This window comes from Nonomuraea sp. AD125B (genome assembly GCF_041402765.1).
GTDB lineage: Bacteria > Actinomycetota > Actinomycetes > Streptosporangiales > Streptosporangiaceae > Nonomuraea > Nonomuraea bangladeshensis.
Genome location: NZ_JBGLOU010000010.1, coordinates 337222 through 357369, shown reverse-complemented (window position 1 = coordinate 357369; position 20148 = coordinate 337222). Strand labels below are relative to the sequence as shown.

Annotated in this window: 20 protein-coding genes; 10 read left to right on the top strand and 10 right to left on the bottom strand. The window is 73.2% G+C overall.

Annotated elements, in window-relative coordinates:
• Positions 1 to 86: 86 nt before the first annotated feature.
• Positions 87 to 953 carry a cytochrome P450 gene (locus ACBR40_RS27110; RefSeq protein WP_371250579.1) on the bottom strand — a complete coding sequence of 289 codons (867 nt, stop codon included), beginning with the start codon at positions 951 to 953 and terminating at the stop codon, positions 87 to 89.
• On the opposite strand from ACBR40_RS27110, the gene ACBR40_RS27105 reads away from it, so the two are divergent.
• Positions 954 to 2081 (top strand): hypothetical protein, encoded by a 1128-nt coding sequence (locus ACBR40_RS27105; protein WP_371250578.1) that lies wholly within the window; start codon positions 954 to 956, stop codon positions 2079 to 2081.
• Between the two features lie 105 nt (positions 2082 to 2186).
• Here ACBR40_RS27105 and ACBR40_RS27100 read toward each other — a convergent pair whose 3' ends face one another.
• Both ACBR40_RS27100 and ACBR40_RS27095 read right to left on the bottom strand, forming a co-directional pair.
• Complete coding sequence (locus ACBR40_RS27100) at positions 2187 to 3359, bottom strand: MFS transporter (protein ID WP_371250577.1); 1173 nt, start codon at positions 3357 to 3359, stop codon at positions 2187 to 2189.
• 57 nt (positions 3360 to 3416) lie between these two features.
• Positions 3417 to 4319 carry a LysR family transcriptional regulator gene (locus ACBR40_RS27095; RefSeq protein WP_371250576.1) on the bottom strand — a complete coding sequence of 301 codons (903 nt, stop codon included), beginning with the start codon at positions 4317 to 4319 and terminating at the stop codon, positions 3417 to 3419.
• 128 nt (positions 4320 to 4447) lie between these two features.
• Between ACBR40_RS27095 and ACBR40_RS27090 the strand changes: the two genes are divergently transcribed.
• From ACBR40_RS27090 to ACBR40_RS27075, 4 genes are all read left to right on the top strand, one after another.
• Complete coding sequence (locus ACBR40_RS27090; protein WP_371250575.1) at positions 4448 to 5755, top strand: FAD-binding oxidoreductase; 1308 nt, start codon at positions 4448 to 4450, stop codon at positions 5753 to 5755.
• 243 nt (positions 5756 to 5998) lie between these two features.
• A complete protein-coding gene (locus tag ACBR40_RS27085) occupies positions 5999 to 7453 on the top strand; it encodes an MFS transporter (RefSeq protein WP_371250574.1) in 1455 nt (484 codons plus the stop codon).
• A 131-nt stretch (positions 7454 to 7584) separates the two neighbouring features.
• Positions 7585 to 8583 carry a zinc-dependent alcohol dehydrogenase family protein gene (locus tag ACBR40_RS27080; RefSeq protein ID WP_344217361.1) on the top strand — a complete coding sequence of 333 codons (999 nt, stop codon included), beginning with the start codon at positions 7585 to 7587 and terminating at the stop codon, positions 8581 to 8583.
• A gap of 38 nt (positions 8584 to 8621) precedes the next feature.
• A complete protein-coding gene (locus ACBR40_RS27075; protein WP_371250573.1) occupies positions 8622 to 9566 on the top strand; it encodes a hypothetical protein in 945 nt (314 codons plus the stop codon).
• A gap of 10 nt (positions 9567 to 9576) precedes the next feature.
• On the opposite strand, the gene ACBR40_RS27070 is transcribed toward ACBR40_RS27075, so the two are convergent.
• The 3 genes from ACBR40_RS27070 to sigJ all read right to left on the bottom strand — a co-directional run bounded on the left by ACBR40_RS27070 (position 9577) and on the right by sigJ (position 12133).
• Positions 9577 to 9738 carry a hypothetical protein gene (locus ACBR40_RS27070; RefSeq protein ID WP_371250572.1) on the bottom strand — a complete coding sequence of 54 codons (162 nt, stop codon included), beginning with the start codon at positions 9736 to 9738 and terminating at the stop codon, positions 9577 to 9579.
• A 154-nt stretch (positions 9739 to 9892) separates the two neighbouring features.
• Entirely contained in the window at positions 9893 to 11095 is a 1203-nt protein-coding gene (locus ACBR40_RS27065) for an NAD(P)/FAD-dependent oxidoreductase (RefSeq protein ID WP_371250571.1), read from the bottom strand.
• A gap of 93 nt (positions 11096 to 11188) precedes the next feature.
• The gene (gene sigJ / locus ACBR40_RS27060) at positions 11189 to 12133 is read right to left on the bottom strand and encodes an RNA polymerase sigma factor SigJ (RefSeq protein ID WP_371250570.1); all 945 of its coding nucleotides are present in this window, start codon (positions 12131 to 12133) and stop codon (positions 11189 to 11191) included.
• Positions 12134 to 12435: 302 nt separating this feature from the next.
• On the opposite strand from sigJ, the gene ACBR40_RS27055 reads away from it, so the two are divergent.
• Positions 12436 to 13653: an FAD-dependent monooxygenase gene (locus tag ACBR40_RS27055; protein WP_371250569.1), complete on the top strand. Its 1218-nt coding sequence runs from the start codon at positions 12436 to 12438 to the stop codon at positions 13651 to 13653.
• A 57-nt stretch (positions 13654 to 13710) separates the two neighbouring features.
• Positions 13711 to 14430, top strand: a complete 720-nt coding sequence (locus tag ACBR40_RS27050) for a TetR/AcrR family transcriptional regulator (RefSeq protein ID WP_371250568.1) — start codon at positions 13711 to 13713, stop codon at positions 14428 to 14430.
• 27 nt (positions 14431 to 14457) lie between these two features.
• Here the strand turns inward: ACBR40_RS27050 and ACBR40_RS27045 are convergent, their stop codons facing one another.
• Positions 14458 to 15252: an arginase family protein gene (locus tag ACBR40_RS27045; RefSeq protein WP_371250567.1), complete on the bottom strand. Its 795-nt coding sequence runs from the start codon at positions 15250 to 15252 to the stop codon at positions 14458 to 14460.
• Positions 15253 to 15277: 25 nt separating this feature from the next.
• Positions 15278 to 16102, bottom strand: coding sequence for a hypothetical protein (locus tag ACBR40_RS27040; RefSeq protein WP_371250566.1), 825 nt, complete (start codon positions 16100 to 16102; stop codon positions 15278 to 15280).
• A gap of 91 nt (positions 16103 to 16193) precedes the next feature.
• Between ACBR40_RS27040 and ACBR40_RS27035 the strand changes: the two genes are divergently transcribed.
• Both ACBR40_RS27035 and ACBR40_RS27030 read left to right on the top strand, forming a co-directional pair.
• Positions 16194 to 16679, top strand: coding sequence for a SigE family RNA polymerase sigma factor (locus ACBR40_RS27035; protein ID WP_344217223.1), 486 nt, complete (start codon positions 16194 to 16196; stop codon positions 16677 to 16679).
• Positions 16676 to 17719: a hypothetical protein gene (locus tag ACBR40_RS27030; protein WP_371250565.1), complete on the top strand. Its 1044-nt coding sequence runs from the start codon at positions 16676 to 16678 to the stop codon at positions 17717 to 17719. Before ACBR40_RS27035 ends, ACBR40_RS27030 begins: the two co-directional genes overlap by 4 nt.
• 5 nt (positions 17720 to 17724) lie before the next feature.
• On the opposite strand, the gene ACBR40_RS27025 is transcribed toward ACBR40_RS27030, so the two are convergent.
• Positions 17725 to 18597 (bottom strand): aldo/keto reductase family oxidoreductase, encoded by an 873-nt coding sequence (locus tag ACBR40_RS27025; RefSeq protein ID WP_371250564.1) that lies wholly within the window; start codon positions 18595 to 18597, stop codon positions 17725 to 17727.
• A gap of 129 nt (positions 18598 to 18726) precedes the next feature.
• Here ACBR40_RS27025 and ACBR40_RS27020 point away from each other — a divergent pair, with 129 nt between their 5' ends.
• Complete coding sequence (locus ACBR40_RS27020; protein ID WP_371250563.1) at positions 18727 to 19173, top strand: winged helix-turn-helix transcriptional regulator; 447 nt, start codon at positions 18727 to 18729, stop codon at positions 19171 to 19173.
• Here the strand turns inward: ACBR40_RS27020 and ACBR40_RS27015 are convergent.
• On the bottom strand, positions 19149 to 20105 hold the full coding sequence (locus ACBR40_RS27015; RefSeq protein WP_371250562.1) for a helix-turn-helix domain-containing protein: 957 nt from the start codon (positions 20103 to 20105) through the stop codon (positions 19149 to 19151). The two genes, ACBR40_RS27020 and ACBR40_RS27015, sit on opposite strands and share 25 nt — an antisense overlap.
• Between the last annotated feature and the right edge of the window lie 43 nt (positions 20106 to 20148).

Genomic DNA, 20148 nt, shown 5'->3' with positions numbered 1-20148 from the left:
CCTGCGGCTCACCGGCCGCTGCCGTACGATCACCTCTTGCCGGAACCCGGTCGGCGTCGCGATGACGGCGGTGTGCGGATAGGTCGTCAGGCCGCCCGCCCGTGGCGCCGTACCGGGAGCGAGGCCAGTCCTCGCAGGAACAGGTTCTCCCTGTACGGCGGTACGGGGTCGGCCAGCGCAAGGTCAGGGGCCGCCGCGGACAGGGTGGTCAGCGCGATCGCGGCCTCCATGCGAGCCAGCGGGGCGCCCAGGCAGTAGTGCACGCCGAGCCCGAAGCTGAGGTGGCGGCCTGGCTCGCGGGTCAGGTCGAGACGGTCCGGATCGTCGAACACCTCGGGGTCGCGGTTCGCCGAGCCGATCAGCGCGAGGACGGGCTCGCCCGCGCGCAGGACCTGGCCGTGCAGTTCCACGTCCTCGAGGGCGACCCGCGGGATCAGCTGGATCGGCGGGTCGTAGCGCAGGATCTCCTCCACCACGGCGGGAGCGCGCTCGGGATGCCGGGCGAGATAGCCGCTTTGCCCCGCGCGGGCCAGCGCCAGCACGCCGTTGCCGATCAGACTCACGGTGGTCTCATGTCCCGCCACGAGCAGGTCGCTCGAGGTGGTGAGGAGTTCGTCGGTGGTCAGCTCGTCCAACTGGACGAGGGTGCTCAGCATGTCTCCGGCCGGCCGCTCACGGCGCTCCGCCAGCAGTTCCGTGAAGTAGCCGCGGAACGCCTCGCGGGCGCGGTCTCGCTCGGCCAGCGCCTGCTCGGAACCCGTGAGCTCCGCGTCAAGGCCGCGGGCGAGGGCTTGGCTCCAGGCGCCGAAGCGCTCGCGGGCCAGTGGCGGCACGCCGAGAATCTCGCTGATCACCCGGACCGGGAGCGGGTAGGCCAATGCGGCGACCAGGTCGTCCTCGTCCTTCAGGTCGCCGATCAGCTCGTTGGTGATCTCGGCGATCCTGTGACGCATGTGCTCGATCATGTGCGGGGGGTGAAGGCGCGGCTGGCCTACCGCGCCCGGACCACCGCGCACGCCGCGCCCGTGGCCAACGCGCTGCTACGGACGCAGGATCTGCTCGGGCCGCTGCTGGCCGTGGGGGAGCAGTGGCAGTCCGCCCAAGACGCCCTGCGCGCGCAGCTGGCCGAGCTGAGCAGCGGCGCGCTGGCCCAGGTCGAGGCCGCCGAACAGGCCGCGGAGGAGGCGCGGGCCGCCGCGGCGGCGGCCGGGCAACGCGCCACGGAGGCGATGAACACCGCCACCGACCGGATCGCCGCCGCCGAACAGGCTCGGACTCAGGCGGAGAACTCCCGCGATCGCGCCGAAGAACGTGAGCAGGACGCCTGGCGGCAGGTCGGCGAGCACCAGGCCGCCCGCACCCGGGCGGAGCAAGCCGCCGCCGAGGCCGCCGACCGGCAGCGTCAGGCCGAACAGGATCGCGACGCCGCCCGGCAGCGGGCCGCCGAGCTCACCGATCTCCACACCGCGGCGCTCGCCCGGATCGCCGAACTCGAGCGGGAGACGGCCGACCGGCGAAGCGAGCTGGACGGCCTGCGCCAGCAGGCCCGGCAGCAGGAGGAACGTACGCGCGAGGTCGAGCGTGAACGCGACCAGGCCCGCGGCACCGCCACGGCCCACGCTCAGCAGGCCGAGCGGCTCCTTCAGGAACTGGCCGCCGAACAGCGGCGGCGTGAGCAGGCGGTCACCTCGGCGGCCGTGGCCGAGCAGGGCCGCGCCGCCGCCGAGCAGGCCGCGACCGCGGCGACCGCCGAGGCCGACCGGCTGCGGGCCGAGCTCGCCGACGTCACCAGCAGGCTGAAGACGGCCCGGCAGCAGCGCGAGGAGGCGGTCACCGCCGCCGCCGTGGCGCAGGCCCTGCTGCGCGCGCGGGACACCGCACCCCCGCCCGCCCACGCCGACCCTCCAGGTCACGCCGACCCTGCGCCCGACAGCACGGACGGGACCGCAGCAGCACCGGCAGAACCGTCGTCGGATCGGGCGCCCAGTTCCAGCGCATCAGTGGCAGAGCGGTCGGTGGCAGACGAGCCGGTCGCAGACGAGCCGGTCGCGGGCGACGCGCCGCCGTCCGAGCATGCCTAGCGGGGTTTCACGACGCGGCGTCGTGGCTGGCAGCTCATCGCCCCCGAAGGCGGCAAGCCGACCCGAGCGGCCACCACAGCCACAGAGGGCTGCGGGCACCCTCGCTCAAAGCCGATGCCGGTGCCCGCCCAGCAGCCGGCCGCCGAGGAGGACCGCGCAGGACGCGGCGGTCAGCAGCCCACCGGCGAGGAAGGTGCCCCGTGCCCCGGCGAGCGGCAGGACCAGTGCCCCGAGCGCGGCGCCGCCCGCGATGCCGGCGTTGTAGGCGCCGGAGTTCGCCGCCAGGGCGATGTCCGTACGGCCGGGCGCGCAGTGCAGCATCGCGTTCTGCGTGGCCATGAACACCGGCCCGAGCGCGCCGCCCATCAGCATCAGGCACGCCACCGCCGCCGCCTGGTGAGCGCCGAGCGCGTACAGGCCGAGCATGCCCGCCGCCTGCGTGGCCACGGCGGCGGCCAGCGCGGACTGCGGAAAACGGTCCAGGAACGCCCCGGTGACGCCCACCCCGGCCAGGCACGCGACCCCGAACCCCACGAACAGGACGCTGACCGTGCCGGGGGAGAACCCGCCCACCTCGCCCAGGAACGTCACGATGTAGGTGTATCCCGTGAACGCCCCGGCCGCGGACAGGGCTCCGGTCGCCAGCACCGTCCAGAACCGCCGTATGTCGGGGCCGGTCGCGTAGGCGGCGGGCTCCTCCTCCGGGCGCGACGTCGGCAGTAGCACGGCGATCGTCACCAGCGAGACGAACCCGAGAGCCGCCAGCAGGGCGACGGGCGCCTGCCAGTGGCTCTGCTGCCCCAGCCAGGTCCCCGCGGGGACACCCAGCACGAGGGCGAGCGAGCCGGCGACGGACAGCGCCCCAACCACCCGTCCCCGGACCTCGGGCGCGAACAGCCCCACCGCGACCGGCCCCATCACGGCCCAGAACAGCGCCTGGGCGAGCGCGGTCAGCAGCCGCGCTCCGAGGAGCTGCCAGTAGGAGGTGGCCAGCGCCGCCACGAGGCTGGACACCACGAGCGCGGCCAGCAGCCCCGTGAGCACGTGACGCCGGGGCACGGCCCGCACGGCGTGGGCGATCGGCACCGACGCGACGGCCACCGTCACGCCGTAACCGGTGACCAGCAGGCCGGCCGCCGACAGGGACACCCGCAGGTCGGCGGAGATGAGCTCCAGCAGGCCGACCGGCAGGTTCTCCGCGGTGTTGAAGGTGAAGGCGGCCAGCATCAGAGCCGCGAGCACCGCCGGCCCACGCCATCGAGCCGTCCCACCGTCCATGCGGACACCCCACCAATCCCGCCGGTCCCGCCGCAACGGGTTATCGGCCACGACAGGTCAACAAGCCCCCGGGACCGTGAGCAGGTCATGGGCCGCCTCGGCGAAGGCGCGCACCCGGGCGGTGGTGCTCTCGGCCCGCCACAGCAGACCCCATCGCAGCGGCGGGGCGTCGCTGATGGGGACGTAGGCGACGTCGGGGCGGGTGTAGTAGCGCCTGGCCTGCGCGCCGACGGGGAAGGCGCCGAGGCCGGCGCCGATGAGGGTGAGCATCTCGTTGAACGTCGAGGCCGACGGGCCGGGCTCGATCGGTCTCCCCTGCGGGGTGGCGGGCGGGGTGCGGTCCTCCCGCAGGGAGCCGGGCAGCGAGTCGGGCAGCTGAAGGAGCTTCACCCTGGCCAGATCCTCCATGGAGATCCTCTGACGGCGGGCGAACGGATGCCGCGCGGGCACGGCCAGCATCCGCGCTTCTGACACCAGGACCGGCCCGGTGACGATGTCGGGTTCGTCGACCGGGAAGGTGCCCAGCGCGAGGTCGACCTCGCCGGCGCGCAGCCAGGGCATGAGGTCGACCATCTGCGCTTCACGCACCTGTACGTCGCAGTCGGGCTGGCGGCGGCGAAACAGCTCGGCGGCCCCGACGAGCAGGTGCCCGCCCGCCGCGCCGACGAAGGCGACCCGCAGCGTGCCGGTGAGGCCGCGCCCGGTGTCGATCGCCCGCTCGTACGCGGCGATGATCTGATGCCAGGCGGGCCGGATCTCCCCGTACAGCTGCCGCCCCACGGCGGTCAGCTCCACGCGGCGGCTGCTCCGGTTGAACAGCGGGACCCCGATGCGGCGCTCCAGCTTGGCGATCGTCTGGCTGATCCGGGCGGTGGACACGTGCAGGCGCTCGGCGGTGCGGCCGAAGTGCAGCTCCTCGGCGAGGGTGAGGAACGCCTCCAGCTCGTGCCGCTCCAGCATGGCCGTCCTCCTCGTCGTTAAGCCCAGCTTCACGATCCTTCCACAGGTACGGATTGATCAGCTCCTCGTCCCGCCCGAGAGTGGGACCCACTCGCAGGTCCTCCGACCTGCACGAATGAGGAAGAACGATGAGCAACGACTTGAACGACCTGCGCGCCCTCGTCCGGGGGCGGGTCCTGCTGCCCGGTGACGACGGCTTCGACCAGGCCCGGCGTCCCTGGAACCTGGCCGTCGAGCAGCGCGTGCCCGCCGTCGTCGAGGTGGCGGACGCGGCCGACGTCGCGGCCGTGGTCGGCTTCGCCCGTGCGCGCGGCCTGGCCGTCTCGGCCCAGCCCAACGGGCATGGCGCCACCGGGGAGCCGGAGGGCGCGATCCTGCTGCGGACCCGGCGGCTGGACACCCTGGAGATCGACCCGGCCGGCCGGCGGGCCCGCGTCGGCGCGGGTGTGGCGTCGGGCAGCCTCCAGGCCGCCGCGGCCCCGTACGGGCTGACCGGGCTTCCCGGCAGTTCCCCCGTCGTCAGCGTCGCGGGCGTCGCTCTCGGGGGCGGGCTGAGCTGGTTCGGCCGTAAGCACGGCTGGGTCGCCGACAGCGTCACGGCGTTCGACGTGGTCGACGCCGACGGGCGGCAGCGGCGCGTCACCGCCGGCACCGATGCCGACCTGTTCTGGGCGATGCGGGGCGGCGGCGGCTCCTTCGCCGTCGTCACCGCCCTGGAGCTGTCCCTTCACCGCGCGCCCCACCTGTACGGCGGCCGGGTGCTGTGGGCGGCGGCGCACGCCCCGGACGTGATGGACGCCTTCCGGCAGATCACCGCCACGGCCCCCGACGAGCTGTCCCTCTGGCTGGAGCTGCTGCACTTCCCCGGCTCCGACCCCATGATCGCGGTGGACGCCACCTACCTCGGCGACGCCGCGGAAGCCCGGGACCTGCTGAGCCCGCTGGAGCGCCTCCCACATCCCCTCGCCGACGGCAGACGCCCCATGACCGCCGCCGAACTCGGCACCATCACCGGCGAGCCCACCGACCCCGGCGCCGGCTCCTCACGCGCCGAGCTGCTCACCGACCTGGACGACAGCACGGCCAAGACCCTGCTGGCCGACCCCGTCGCCCCGCTGATGATGGCGCAGGTCCGCCACCTCGGCGGCGCGTTCGCCCGCCCGTCCGACAGCCCGCACGGACCGCTGCTCGAACCGTACGCGCTCTACCTGTTCGGCGTGCCGGCCGACCCGGCGACGGCCGAGGCCGTCGCCGTCAGGCAGCGCGAGCTCGCCGAGGCCCTGCCGGTGAGCGGCCGCAAGCCCTTCACCTTCCTCAGGCCCGGAGAGAGCGCGGCCGACGCCTTCACCCCCGCGACGCTGAACCGGCTGCGCGACGTCAAACGCCGCCACGACCCCCACGACACGATCCGCGGCAACTTCCCCATCCCCGGCTGAACGCGGGTCCTAGGTCCAAGGTCCCGGATCATGCCCGACCGACGTCCGATGCCGTGGGCCGTGACGGACGCCATAGTCGTACCGCACACGACGACGTAGGGGGGAGGGGCGATGACCGGACCGGACGGGCCGAGCCCGGGCGCCGCCCATCCCAGCGCGTTGAAGGGGTGTGCCAACAAATGTCCGCCGGTCCCGGTGCAGCCATGACAGGTCACCGAACCCTCACGGACGAAAGGCACACCCATGTCCATCGATCACTCCCCGGCCGGCAGCCGCCGGCCGGGGTGGAGCCTCGCGCTTCTCGCGCTCGGGCACCTGATCATCAGTCTTGACTTCACCATCATCTTCGTGGCCCTGCCGGACATCGCGGCCGAGGTCGGCTTCACGCCGCACACCCTGCAATGGGTGGTCACCATGTACGCCGTCCTGTACGGAGGCTTCCTGCTGGTCGGCGGCCGGCTCTCCGACCTGGTGGGACGCCGGCGCATGTTCGTGCTCGGCATGACCCTGTACGGCGTGGCGTCCCTGCTGGGCGGCCTGGCGACCGCGCCGGCGATGCTGCTGGCCGCGCGCGCCCTGCAGGGCCTCGCCGGCGCGATCCTGTTCCCCGCGGTGCTGGCCCTGGTCAACACCGCCTTCGCCGAGGGCAGGGAGCGCAACCGGGCGCTGACGGTCTGGGCCATGGCGGGCGCCGGCGGGCTCACCGCGGGCGCGCTGGCCGGCGGGGTGCTCACCCAGGCGCTGGGCTGGCAGGCGGTGTTCTACGTGAACGTCCCGCTGGCCGTCGTGGGCGCCGCGGCCGCTTTCGCCCTGCTGCCCGCCGACGGCCGGGCCACCAAGGGGAGCGTGGACGTGCCCGGAGCGCTGACCGGCACCGGGGGCGTCACGTTGTTGATCTTCGCGGTCGCGCACGGCTCCGAGGCGGGCTGGGCGCGGACCGAGGTGATCGCGGCGGCCGTTCTGGCGGTGGTCCTGCTGGCGGCGTTCCTGCTCCTCCAGGCCCGTGGCCGGGCGCCGCTGATGCCGCTGCGGCTGTTCCGCAACCGCGCGCTCAGCGGAGCGATCATGGTCATTCTCATCTTCGGGCTGACGACGCAGTCCGTGCCGTACTTCCTGACCCTGTACTTCCAGGACGTCCTCGGCCTGAGCGCCCTGGAGACCGGGCTGGCGTTCCTCGGCCCGACCCTGTCGATCACCGCCGGCAACTTCCTCAGCGAGCGGCTGAACCATCGTTTCGGCACCCGCAGCACGCTGGTCGCCGGCATCGTGCTCAACGCGGTCGGCGCCGCGCTGCTGGCTCCCGGCATGTACGAGGACGGCTCCGTCCTCACCGTCCTGGCCGGGGTCGTGGTCATCGGTCTGGGCATGGGCATCACCTATGAGGCCATGTGGATCGCCGCCGGCACCGGCGTCCCCGCGGACGAGCAGGGTCTGGCCTCGGGGGTGGCCTCCACCGCGCTGCAGGTGGGAACCGCCGCCGGTCTGGCCGTTCTCGTGGCCGTCGCCAACCGTGACATCGCGGGGCTGTCCGGCGAGGTGCTGCGCGCCGCCTCCGCCGAAGGCATGCGGGTCGCCGTCTACGTGCTGGGCGCGGTCATGCTGACGGCCGTCCTGGCCGCGTTCAGGCTCCCCGGCCAGCGCGCCAAGGCCGCGGCGGCGTCCGACCCGGACGCCGCCGACCTGCGCCCCGCCGGCTGACGGGTGTCCGGGTGCTCCGGGGCCGGAGCACCCGGATCTGACGTTGTGATCGGGCTCGTCCGCTGCCGGCGCCGCGTAGTACGATGACGGTCGAAGTTTGACGGTCTTCGTACTTTTATGGAGGGGTTCACATGGCCAGGACGGTGCTGTTCCACGAGCTCGGCGGGCCCGAGGTGATGAGGCTGGAGGACCGGGACCCGGGCGAGCCCGGACCGGGTGAGGCGCGCGTCCGGGTGGAGGCGATCGGCGTCAACAGGGCCGAGGCCCTGTTCAGGAGCGGTCACTACATCGAGCCGGTCAAGCAGCTGCCCGCCAGGCTCGGCTCCGAGGCCGCCGGTACGATCGAGGCGGTCGGCCCTGGCGTGACCGGCTTCGAGCCAGGACAGCCGGTCAGCGTCGTGCCGAACTTCTCCCAGAACGACTACGGCGTCTACGCCGAGCGGGCGATCGTGCCGGCCACCGCGCTGCTGCACCGCCCCGAGCAGGTGGACGCCGTCTCCGGCGCGGCCGTGTGGATGCCGTACCTGACCGCCTACGGCGCGATGGTGGAGATCGGCCGCATGAGGGCGGGGGACGTGGCCGTGGTGAACGCGGCCTCCAGCAGCGTCGGCCTGGCCGCGATCCACACCGCCGACCGCCTGGGCGCCGTGCCGGTGGCGGTCACCCGTACCCGCGCCAAGGCCCGGCAGCTGCTCGACGAGGGCGCGGCGGAGGTCATCGTCTCGGACGAGGAGGACGTGACCGGACGCGTGCTGGAGCTGACCGGCGGCCAGGGCGCCCGGTACGTCTTCGACGCCGTCGCAGGTCCGGGCGTGGTCGACCTGGCCAGGGCGGTGGCCGCCGACGGGACGTTGTTCCTGTGGGGCGCGCTCAGCGGTGAGCCGACCCCGTATCCCGGGTTCGACCTGGGCATGCCTGCCCTGAACATGCGGACGTACACGATGCTGGAGATCGCCAAGGACCCGGTGCGGCTGCGCCGGGCCGCCGCGTTCGTCGCCTCGGGGCTGCGGAGCGGGGCGTTCCGGCCGGTGGTGGACCGGGTGTTCCCGCTGGAGGAGATCGTGCAGGCGCATCGGCACATGGAGTCCGGCAACCAGTTCGGCAAGATCGTCGTCACCGTGGACCACTGACGCCGGAACGCCCGGTGCGGCCCGTTCGTCGTCATGGTGTGACCCTCCCATCCGAACTCGACGAACGGCTGCGCGAGGCGGCCGCGAGCATGCACCGTGCCGAGCACGTCCGGCGCCTGCGCGAGACCACCGCACAGCAGATCGCGGACGTCCGCGCCACCCTGGAGGACCTGGAGTCCAAGCTGGCCGAGGAGGAGCGTGACGTCGCCCGCCTTGAAGGCGGGCTGTCCGCCGTGCTGGCCCGGGTGCTGGGCAACCGCGAGGAGCGGCTGGAGCGCGAGCGCGCCGAGGCGGCCGTGGCCAGGGAGCGGGTCGACGGTCACCGGGCCCGGCTCGCGGATCTCGCAGCCGACGCGGCGGCGACCGACGCCGAGCTGGCCGTGCTCGCCTCCGCGCCCGGGGAGTACGCCCGGCTGTTGGCCGAGAAGGAGCGGCAGCTCATCGACAGCGGCGATCCGCGCGCCCGCGAGCTGGCCGACCTCGCCGCCGCGCTCGACCGGTCGAGCGCCGAGGTGCGCGAGTGCGACGAGGCCCACCAGGCGGGGCGGGGCGCGCTCGACGCGCTGAACGTCGTGCTGGGTTTCCTCGGCTCCGCCAGGAACGCCTCCACCTTCGACATGCTCGGCGGCGGCCTGCTCGCCGACGCCTACGAGCACAGCAAGCTGACCAGCGCCGACCAGGCCGCCTGGCATGCCCAGCGGGCTCTGGACGTCTTCTCCCGCGAGCTGGCCGACACCGGGGTCGTCGCGGCCCGGCCGGTGATGCCCAAGGTGGACACGCGGTGGTTCGTGGACGCCTTCTTCGACAACATCATCATCGACGCGCTCAAGCATCAGCGCATCGAGAAGACCAGGGCCGGGGTGAACAAGCTGGCGCAGTGGGTGCGCGACACCGAGGCGTACCTGGAGACGCTCCGGGCCGAGCTGCTGGCCGAGCGGGCCCGGCTGCTGGCCAGGCGCGAGGAGCTTCTGCGCCCCGCCTGATCGAGCGCGGTCAGCCGGCGGCGGGAACGAGGGCGTCGTGCCGGCGTGCGGTGTCGGTGTACTGGTGCAGCCAGGAGAGCCGGCCGTCGGCGACCCGCCACAGGTGGACGAACTCGGCCCGGTGGGGGCGGCCGGTGGCGCGGGCGACGCCCCGGTGGTGACCCGTGACCACGATGAGCGCGGAATCCCGGATGCAGCAGGGCCAGGATCACGGCGCGTCGCCCGCCTGGGCGGCGCGGTAGAAGTTCTCGGCGACGTGGAGCGCTGTGGACGTCCCGCCGACTCCCCGCATTAGAGGCTTTTCTCTAGAATGATGTCATCATCACTCACGGGAGGCGCGCGCCGAGCGGACCGGCGGCCGCGGCGGCCCGCGCCCGCGTGACGCGGCGGCGCCGGCTCGGCAGCCCGAGCGTCGGGTTGGCGACGCCCCAGGCGGCGCTCTTGCAGATCAGCTCCTTGTAGACGGCGGCGAGCCGGCCGGTCAGGACCGCCGGCACGGCGCGGTCGTCGGCGGTGACGTACTGGATCAGGCCCTCCTTGCGGCCCAGCGAGACGCACTGGTTGAAGTAGCGGATCGTGGTGGCCGGGAGCCTGCCTCCGGTCAGGCGCGCCGCGATCGCGTCGGCGGCCTGCCAGGCGGTCGGCGTCCCGGAGGCGCACGACATGCGCAGCGGCTTGTTCCCGGGGCCCATCACCAGGGCCGCGTCGCCGATCGCGTACACGTCCGGGTGCGAGACCGAGCGCATGGTCGCGTCGACCACGATCTGGCCGGTGCCGGTGACCTCCAGGGCGGTCGCCCTCGCGATCGGGTGGACCGCGAAGCCGGTGGTCCACACGGTGACCGCGGCCGGGATGTCCCGGCCGTCGGCGGTGCTGACGCGGCCGGCTGCGACGGCGGTGACGTCGGCGTGCTCGTGCACGGTGATCCCGAGCCGGCCGAACACCTTCCGCAGGTGCTCGCGGCCCTTGGGCGAGAGCCAGTCGCCGAGTCCGCCGCGGACGGCGAGGGCGACGTCGAGGTCGGGGCGGGCCTCGGCGAGCTCGGCCGCGGCCTCCACGCCGGTCAGGCCGCCGCCGACGACGAGCACGGCCTGCCCGGCGTCGAGGCGGGCCAGGCGCTCGCGCAGCCGCAGCGCTCCGGAACGGCCGGCGAGCTCGTAGGCGTGCTCGGCGGCCCCGGGAACCCCTTGGGCGTCCCAGCCGCTGCCGAGGGCGTAGACGAGCGTGTCGTAGGAGAGCTCTTCGACGCCGTCCGCGTCGGCGACGGTCACGGTCCTGCGGCCGGCGTCGACGCCGGCGACCTGCGCGAGCCGCAGCTCGACGCCGCTGCCCGCGAACATCGCCCGCAGCGGCCGGGGCTTGAGGTCCTGACCGGCCGCGAGCTGGTGCAGGCGGATACGTTCGACGAAGTCGGGCTCGGCGTTGACGAGGGTGATGGTGACGTCCTCGCGGTGGAGCCTCCTGGCGAGGCGTCCCGCGGCGGTGGCTCCGGTGTATCCGGCTCCGAGAACGATGATGCGGTGCTGCATGCCCTTGCTCCTGTCTGGCGAGGTTCGCCTCTTGAACCGGGCAGCGCGCCGCTTCCTGACAGGATCGGGGTATGAAGCGCCTCACATCCCGGGTCACAAGCCGGCGATCACGGGCTCCCCGTGGTCGCCGGCCGCCCACCGCGCGGTCGCGCGTTCGAGCTTGGCGGGGTTGAACTGGCTGCGGAACGCGGCGATGCCCCCGGCGGTGATCTCCAGGCACATGACGCCGACGACCCGGCCGTCCACGACGGCCACGAGGGCGGGCTCTCCGTTGGCGGTCCGGACGTGAACCTCGGGTGAGCCGCCGACCAGGGCCCGCTTGGCCGCGGCGGGCTTGAACAGGCCCCGCAGGAACGTCGCGACCGCGACGGCGCCCTCGAACGCCTTGACGCGGGCCGGGATCTTCCCGCCGCCGTCGCCGATCGCGACGGCGTCCTCGGTGAGCAGGCGCAGGAGAGGCTCGATCCGGCCGCTGGCGGCGGCCGCCAGGAACTCCTCGACGATCCGCCTCGTCGCGGCCTCGTCGATCTCGGTGCGGGCCCTGCCGTCGGCGACGTGCTTCTTGGCGCGGTGGAAGATCTGCTGGCTGGCGGCCTCGGTGATGTCGAGGATCCCGGCGATCTCCCGGTGCGGGTAGTCGAACGCCTCCCGCAGCACGTACACCGCCCGCTCGCTGGGGGAGAGGCGTTCCATGAGGGTGAGGACCGCGTACGAGACCGATTCGCGCTGCTCGGCGGTGTCGGCCGGGCCGAGCATCGGGTCCCCGGCGAACAGCGGCTCGGGCAGCCACCGGCCCACGTAGGTCTCGCGGCGCGCCCGCGCGGAGGCGAGCTGGTTGAGGCACAGGTTGGCGAGGACCTTCGTCAGCCAGGCCTCGGGGACCTCGACGCGGCCGACGTCGGTGGCCTGCCAGCGCAGGAACGTCTCCTGCACGGCGTCCTCGGCCTCCACGGCGGAGCCGAGCAGGCGGTAGGCGATGGCCTCCAGGCGCGGCCTGGCGGCTTCGAACCGGTCGACGTCGGCCGCGGTCAGGGACATGTCCCGATCCTAGGTCGTCACGTCTTCCCTCAGGCGATCGCGGCGCTCTCGCGGCGGAAGCCGACCTGTTCGCCGACCACGTGCTCGCGCTGCGCGTGGTCGGCCAGCACCCGGGTGGTCTCCATCGGCGGCGGTCAGCTGATCGCGCCAGGCGGCGGGTTCGCGGGCGGTGATCGCCGAGACGCGCTCATGCCCCAGCCCGGAGCCGCACGAGCTGTCGGGAGATCGTCTCAACTGACCAAAATGACCAATCTGGTCAGTTAGTCGGCTACTCTGAGCGGGAAGCCCCGAGAGGAGTCGACATGACGAACATCGGAAAGACCGGCCGGGCGCTGGTGGTCGGGCTGGGAATCGCCGGCATCGCCACCGCGCTGCGGCTGCGGCAGGTCGGGTGGGAGCCCGTCGTGGTGGAACGAGCGCCGGCACGCCGCTCCGGCGGATACTTCATCGTCCTGTTCGGCGCCGGCATCGCCTCGGCCCGGCGCCTGGGCGTGCTGGAGGCCATTGGAGACCGCAGCGGCCCCCACGTCACCAGCTACGAGGTAGACCGCGCGGGAGGCCGCCGTCCCGGTATGAACCCCTTCGCCATGGCCACCGGCCCCCGGCCACTGCTGCGCGGGGATGTGGAGCGAGGATTGTTCGAGGCACTGCCGGACGATGTGGAGATCCGCTACTCCACCGTGCCCACCCGCATCGTCCAGGACGACGCTGCGACGGAGGTGACGCTGCACGACACGGCCGCCGACGCCACCGTCACCGAGCGCTTCGACCTGGTGATCGGCGCCGACGGCATGCGCTCCACGGTGCGCAGGCTTGCCTTCGGCCCCGAGGAATACCTGCACCCGCTCAACTACATGATCGGCGCCACCGTGCTGGACGGCCCGGTCGACGGCTTCGCCCTGCACGAGGGTCTGGTCCTGGCCGAACCGGGCCGTTCGGTGTGGGCCTTCCCTTTTGCCGACCACGCCCCCAGCCTGCTGTTCTCCTACCGTACGAGCGACATCGACGCCGAATTCAGCCGCCCGCCGATCGAGTCCATCCGCGCCGCCTACGGCCCCGAACCCACCGGCCCGCTGCTGGAAGGGCTGCTCACACGTTACGAGCAGGCACCTGACGCGCTGTTCGACTCGGTGCAACAGGTCAAGATGCCGCACTGGCACCGCGGCCGGGTCGTCCTGATCGGCGACTCGGCCTGGTGCGTCACTCTGTACGCGGGCATGGGCGCCTCCAGCGGCATGGCCGGCGGCGAACTGCTGGGCACCATGCTGCAACGCCATCCCGATGACGTACCCGGCGCGCTACGGGCCTGGGAGGCACGGATGCGGCCGTTCATCCACCTGCAGCAGGAAAGCGCCCTGCCCGGACGCCGCATCTTCACCCCGCACGACCGTAAAGAGCTTCTCCTGCGGGCGGGAATGATGCGCCTGATGCGGATGCCGGGCGTCGGCAAGGCCATGGGCAGGAGAATGCTCAACAATAAGGACATGCAGGCCAAGAACATCGACGTCGCCGCTCCCTGACCAGAGCCGAACAACCTGACGGAGCACAACCCGACAGCACGACCGTGGAGGAGCACAGTGAGTCAGCTGGTCGAACATCATTCGCCCAAAGCCGCCCGCATCCTGGACAGCGCGCGCGAACTGGTGACCGACCACGGCGTGCACAAGGTCACCGTCAGCGAGATCGCCGCGGCAGCCGGGGTCGGCAAGGGCACCGTCTACCTCTACTGGCCCACCAAGGAAGACCTCATCCTCGGATTGTTCGCCCGCGAACTGCTGGCCTTCCTGGACGAGATCGTCGCCCGCATCACCGCCGACCCCGCCGCCGTCCTGCCACGCCACCTGGCCCCGCTTCTGATCCGCACCGGGCTGCGATCTCCGCTGGCACGCCGCCTCGCCACCAAGGACGCCCAGCTGCTGCGACTGCTCACCGAACAGGTCAGCGACCGCGACCTGTTCGACCGCACTCGGCCCAGCGCCCTGTGCGAGGCGGTCATGCCGATCCTGCGCCGACACCGACTGCTCCGCCAGGACCGCCCGCTGGCCGATCAGTCCTACGCCATGCACGCCATGCTCACCGGCTTCGGCATCGCCATGTCCAGCCCGGACTCCGCACCGCCCAGCACCGGTGACCCCGCCGCCGTCCTCGCCGGCACCGTGGCCCTCGTCCTCGAACCCACGGTCGCACCCACCGAGCGGGCGATCGCCGCGGCCGCCGCCGACGCCGCCGCTGTCTTCCGCCGGACCAGAGACGACATCCTGGACATCATCGCCCGCAGCCAGACCCTCCAGCAGTGATCCGCCACTACATGCGGACCCGGCCGGTCAGCGGCCGGTCAGCGCGGCGCCCAGCAGGCGGATGGTCTCGGCCTCGCCGGGGTCGAGGGCGTCGCCGGAGGGCGCGTACTCGGTGATGGCGGCCCCGACGAGGTCGTCCACCTGGGAGACGAGGTCGGCCAGCCGCCGCGGCCGTACGCCGCCCGGCTCCGGGTAGCAGGTCGCGGCGAAGGCGGCGGGCTCCAGGACGTCGAGGTCGAGGTGCACGTACACCGGGCCGCGCAGCCCGTCGAGCGCGCGCTCCAGGTCGTCCACGCCGTACCTGCGCAGCCCCGTCCTCGCGAGATAGTCGTGCTCGGACGGGTCACCGGCCCGCTCCCCGGCGATGATCACCTGCTGCGGGGTCAGGGGCTGCTCCAGCGCGAGGCCGGCCGGCCCGTCTCCGAGCAGCGCGCGCACCACCATGCCGTGGAAGGCTCCCGACGGGAGGGTCCGCGGGCTGTAGACGTCCGGGTGCGCGTCGATCCACAGCACCGTCAGCGCCTCCCCGTAGCGGACGCGGGCGGCCGCGATCGGCGCGAGGTCGACGGCGCAGTCGCCGCCGACGGTGATCACCCGGTCGTCGATGCCGGCCAGCGCCTCCCGCGTCAAGCGCTGGTTCTCCACGAGCACGTCGTAGGCGCGGACGCCGGCGGCCTTGTCACCGCCGGCCTCCATCACCGGCACGGTCACCACCGCGTCGGCGGGAACGAGCCCGGCGGCGCGGCGGGCGCCGGCCATCAGCCGCGGCGCCCTGTCCGACGCCGATCCTTGCCATTGCGGTACGCAGAGCACGGTCGTCATGGGGCGAGACTACGCAGGAGCACCGTCAGCGCTTGGGCGCCGGGGGGAGCTGGAGTGCGGACTTCTCGGGGTCGAGCTTGGTGGTCACCGTACGCGCGGCCGGGGCCTTGATCGAGATCTTGGCGCCCCATCCGGTGTAGCGCATCTCCATCGCGGTCCTGCTCAGGCCGACCTTCTTGCTCTCCAGCCGCGTGGTCAGCTTGACCGGCAGACCCGAGGCGCCGACGGCGAGCGTCCAGTTCACCTTCACGCCGGAGTCCAGCTTCCACCACAGGGTGGCGCGCGACCAGTCCGACGCCTTCAGCAGGTCCTTGACGCTCATGGACCCCTTGTACGTCGACCCGCTCCGCTTGGAGTGCGCCAGCAGCACCCGCAGCGTGCTCGGGTCGGCCGCGTTGACGAAGCCGCCGAAGAGCGCGGTCACGCCGCTCGTCCAGCCCGGCGACTGCTTGAACCACGTCTTGCCCTCCGGCAGGGCCGCGCTCATCGGGCCGCCGCTGACGTAGGACGTCCGGCCGATGCGGATCGTGCGCTCCGGCTTGCCCATGGCGGTGATCGCGGCGCTCGGCTCCTCGCCGCCGCCGAAGTCGTCGGCCGGCTTCTCGTCGCCGCCGAGGGCGAGCTTGCCGGTGATGTCGGAGGCCGTGATGCCCTTCTTGCCGAACCGCAGGCGGCCGGTCTGGGTGAGGGGCGCGGACTCGCCGTGCGTGCGGAACGAGAACGACACGCCCGTACCGGCCGCGAGCTGCGCCCGCAGCGCCGCGAGCGGGTCCTTGGGTGCGGCTGTGGCGGGCGTGGCCGTCAGGAGGAGGGTGGCGCCGGCGGCGCCGCACATGATCGCTTTCTTCACGACGGGCGATCATCCTGGACGCAGATCACGGATCGGAAACGCCCGGGTGCCGGGGCCTCCGGCAGGATTTTTGCAACGACGACGCCGGCCGGTGCGTCCCTGGAAGGTGGAGTTCGAGGAGTTCGTCCGCGCGAGGAGCCATGCGTTGCTGCGCTACGGCCTGGTGCTGACCGGCAGCCCCGACGACGCGGCCGACCTGGTCCAGGAGGCGCTGCTCAGGCTGAGCTCCTCGTGGTGGCGGGTACGCGGCAAGGACGACCCCGAGGGCTACGTACGGACGATCATGGCCCGGCAGCATGTGAGCTGGTGGCGCAGGCGGCGGCGGGAGCATCTCACGGCCGAGGTTCCCTCGCCGGTGCACGAGGACGAGCACGAGCTCGGCGAGATCTGGCAGCGCCTGCGGGCGTTGCCGGCCAGGCAGCGCGCGGTGCTGGTGCTGCGCTACTACGAGGATCTGGCCGACGAGGAGATCGCGGCGAGGCTCGGCGTCTCGCGGGCGACCGTCCGCAGCCAGGCGTCGCGTGCGCTGGCCACGCTCCGCGTCCGCGCGGACGCGCTCACGGGGAGGTGGGGATGACGACCGAGGAGAAGCTGGCCGAGGCGTTGCGCATCATCGCCGACCGGGCCGAGGACCGGGACGTGCTGCCCGGTGTGCTGGCCGGGCGGCGGCGGCGCGCTCAGCGCCGGACCCGGGGGGCGCTCGCGGCGGTCTGCGCGGCGGCCCTGGTCTGGGTGGTGACGGCCGTCTGGCCCGTGCCGCGGGTGGACACGGCGGGGCCGGGGCCGGGGCGGAACGCGGTCGAGCGGGTGTGGCCGCAGGCGGTGTTCACCCTTCCCGCGCGTTCCCGGCCGGTGGCGGCGATCAGCGCCACGGAGGTGCTGGTCCGGGGCGAGCGGGGGACGTTCGAGGTCTACGACGCCGCCTCCAGGAGTTCGCGGACCGTCGCCGCGTTCGGGCGGGCGCCGCGGCTGGTGGCCGTCGACCGTGAGCGGGTGGCCTGGCTCGCCGGCGGGCAGGCCTGGGTCGCCTCCTTGCGGGCGGGTGGAGGGGCGAGGAAGGTCGGGCCGGTGCCCGGCGGGAACGTCGATCGTCTGGCGCTCGCTGGGCGTGACCTCGTCTGGTCCGCGCCGCTGGACGGGGTCTGGCGGATGAGGATCGACGGCGGAGTCCCCGAACGGGTGCCCGGCGCCAAGGGGCTGCAGCTCGTGGAGTGGCCGTGGGCGACGGATGAGCCTCTCGACGTGCGTGCGAGTCCGGCCAGGGTCGTCGATCTGCGGACGGGAGCCGCCGTCAAGGTCCGCCCCGCGCCGGGCGTCGAGGGCCTGCGCTGCGGGCCGACCTGGTGCACCGGGACCCGCGGGAACCGCACCGTGGTGCAGCGCAGCGACGGCAGCCGGAGCGAGGTGCGTCGGGGGCTGCGCGGCTACCCGTACCGGGATCGGTTCTTCACCGGTTCGGGCGAGATCTACGACGCCCGCACCCGGACGACCGTGACGTTCGAGGGCACGCCGCTGCCGTCGGGCGGCAGGCAGTGGTCGGCGGGTGACGGCGTCGTCTTCTGGGCGCAGGACGGCGGCGTACGCGTGGTGAACCTGGCCGCCGTCCCTCAGCCGTAGGCCGCCTAGCGGCCGATCTTGTCCAGTTCGGCGAGGTCGTCGTTGGTGAGCGCGAGTGCGGCGCCGGTGACGTTCTCGCGCAGGTGGGCGACGGACGACGTGCCGGGGATGAGCAGGATGTTGGGCGAGCGGTGCAGCAGCCAGGCCAGGGCGACCGACATCGGCGTGGCGTCCAGCCGGGCGGCCACGGCCGTGAGCGCCGAGGACTGCAGGGGGCTGAAGCCGCCGAGCGGGAAGAAGGGCACGTAGGCGATGCCCTGCCCGGCGAGCTCGTCGATCAGCTCGTCGTCCTGGCGGTGGGCGAGGTTGTACATGTTCTGCACGCACACGATCGGCGCGATCGAGCGTGCCTCGGCGACCTGGTCGGCGGTCGCGTTGCTGACGCCGAGGTGCCGGATCAGGCCCTGCCGCTGGAGCTCGACGAGCGTCTCGAACGGCTCGGCGATCGAGCCGGGCTGCGGGCCCCGGGCGTCGCCGAGCCGGAGGTTGACCACGTCCAGCGTGTCGAGGCCGAGGTTGTCCAGGTTGTGGCGGACGGCCAGGCGCAGGTCCTCGGGCCTGCGGGCGGGCGGCCAGCCGCCCTGTTCGTCCCGGGTCGCGCCGACCTTGGTCACGATGTGCAGGGTGCCGGGGTAGGGGTGCAGCGCCTCGCGGATCAGCTCGTTGGTGATGCGCGGCCCGTAGGCGTCGGCGGTGTCGATGTGGGTGATGCCGAGGTCGACGGCCTCGCGCAGGACGGCGAGTGCGCCGTCGCGGTCGGCGGGCGGGCCCATCACCCCGGGGCCGGCGAGCTGCATGGCTCCGTAGCCGAACCGGGTGACGGTCAGGTCGCCCAGCGTCCAGGTGCCGCCGGGAAGCGAAGGGGAGAACGTGCTCATGTTTCTGCTTTCTCGGGTCGTGCGGGATGGTGCCTGACGGCTCCTTGCTTCATTGTGGTGAGGTAACTTCCTGTCAGGAAGTACGCACTTCGGAGTGCGTAGGGCACCCACGGGTTGGAGGAGCGGCCGATGGCGACGATGACGGCGGCCCAGCAGAGGGCGCAGGCCAAGATGCAGTACGACGCTTTCGTCGCGGCGTGTCCCAGCCGCAAGCTGCTGGACCGGATCTCCAACAAATGGGTCACCCTGATCCTGGCCGCGCTCGGCAGCGGCGCCTCGCCCGAGCCGGAGGCGGGCTGCGCGGGAGAGCCCCGGTCGATGCGTTACTCGGAGCTGTCCCGCCTGCTGGCCGGCGTCAGTCAGAAGATGCTCACCCAGACGCTGCGCTCCTTGGAACGCGACGGTCTGATCACCCGCAGCGTGAAGCCGACCGTGCCGGTCACGGTCACGTACGAGCTGACCGACCTGGGTCTCTCCCTGCACCAGATGATGCGCGGCCTCAAGTCCTGGGCCGAGACGCACATGGACGAGGTGCTCGCCCACCGCGAGACCTACGACGAACGGGACGCCGGCTGACGGTCCGGGCGCGGGCCGGCGGTCAGCGCCTCGCGTTGCGCGGGGCTCAGGCGGTCGGGTCTCGGGGCGACGACGTACGTTCCGCGCCCGGCCTGCTCCACCGCGAGCGGGTCGGCGAGGTCCGGACGGCGGCCGAGCGCGTCCAGGGCGGCCGCCGCCCGCCGCGCGGGCCAGCCCAGCGCGCCGGCCAGGTCGTCGGCGGTGAGCGGCCGGGCGGCGTGCACGAGGGCGGCCACCACGGTGAGCGCGTCGCCGGCGGCGGCGTCGGCGAGCGCGCCGCCGTACATCTGCTCGCCGATCCAGGTGAAGAAGCGCGCCATCCGCTCCAGCCGTCCGGCGGCGGGCGTGCCGGGGCCGAAGATCTCGATGCCGCGCCGCGCGGCCGCCGCGACCTCGGCGTGCGCCCCGGTGTCGGTCACGAGGGCCCGGAGCCAGACGTCGTCGTCGACGACGTACCGTTCGCGGCGGCCGGTGTCCTTGGCGCGTCTGACCAGCCCGGTCGTCTCCAGGTAGCCGACGGCTTTGGACACCGACGCCGGGCTGACCTGTAACCGGCGTACGAGCTCGGCGGAGGTCAGGCTCCCGGAGGCGGCGGTGAGCAGGCAGACGAACACGCGGGCGGGCATCCGGGGGAAACCGGTCCCGACCAGCAGCGTCGCGAACCGCTCGACGAAGCCGCGCACGGGCTCGGACGGCCACCCGCCGCTCGGCTCGGCGGCCTGGGCCGGTCCGCGGCGGCGGGAGCGCTGCCCGGCGCTGTGCTGGGCGCGGTCGGCCAGGTAGCCGCCGGGCGCGCTGTTGCGGGCCACTTCGCGGCTGATCGTGGAGGTGGGCCGGCCCAGCCGCCTGGCGATCTCGGCGTAGCCCAGCCCTTCGGCCAGCCAGCCCGCGATCTGCCGGCGGTCCTCGTGGGTCAGCCTTCCTCCGGGCATCGGCCCGCCTTCCTGTCGGTGCGTTCACCAACAGTACATTGCA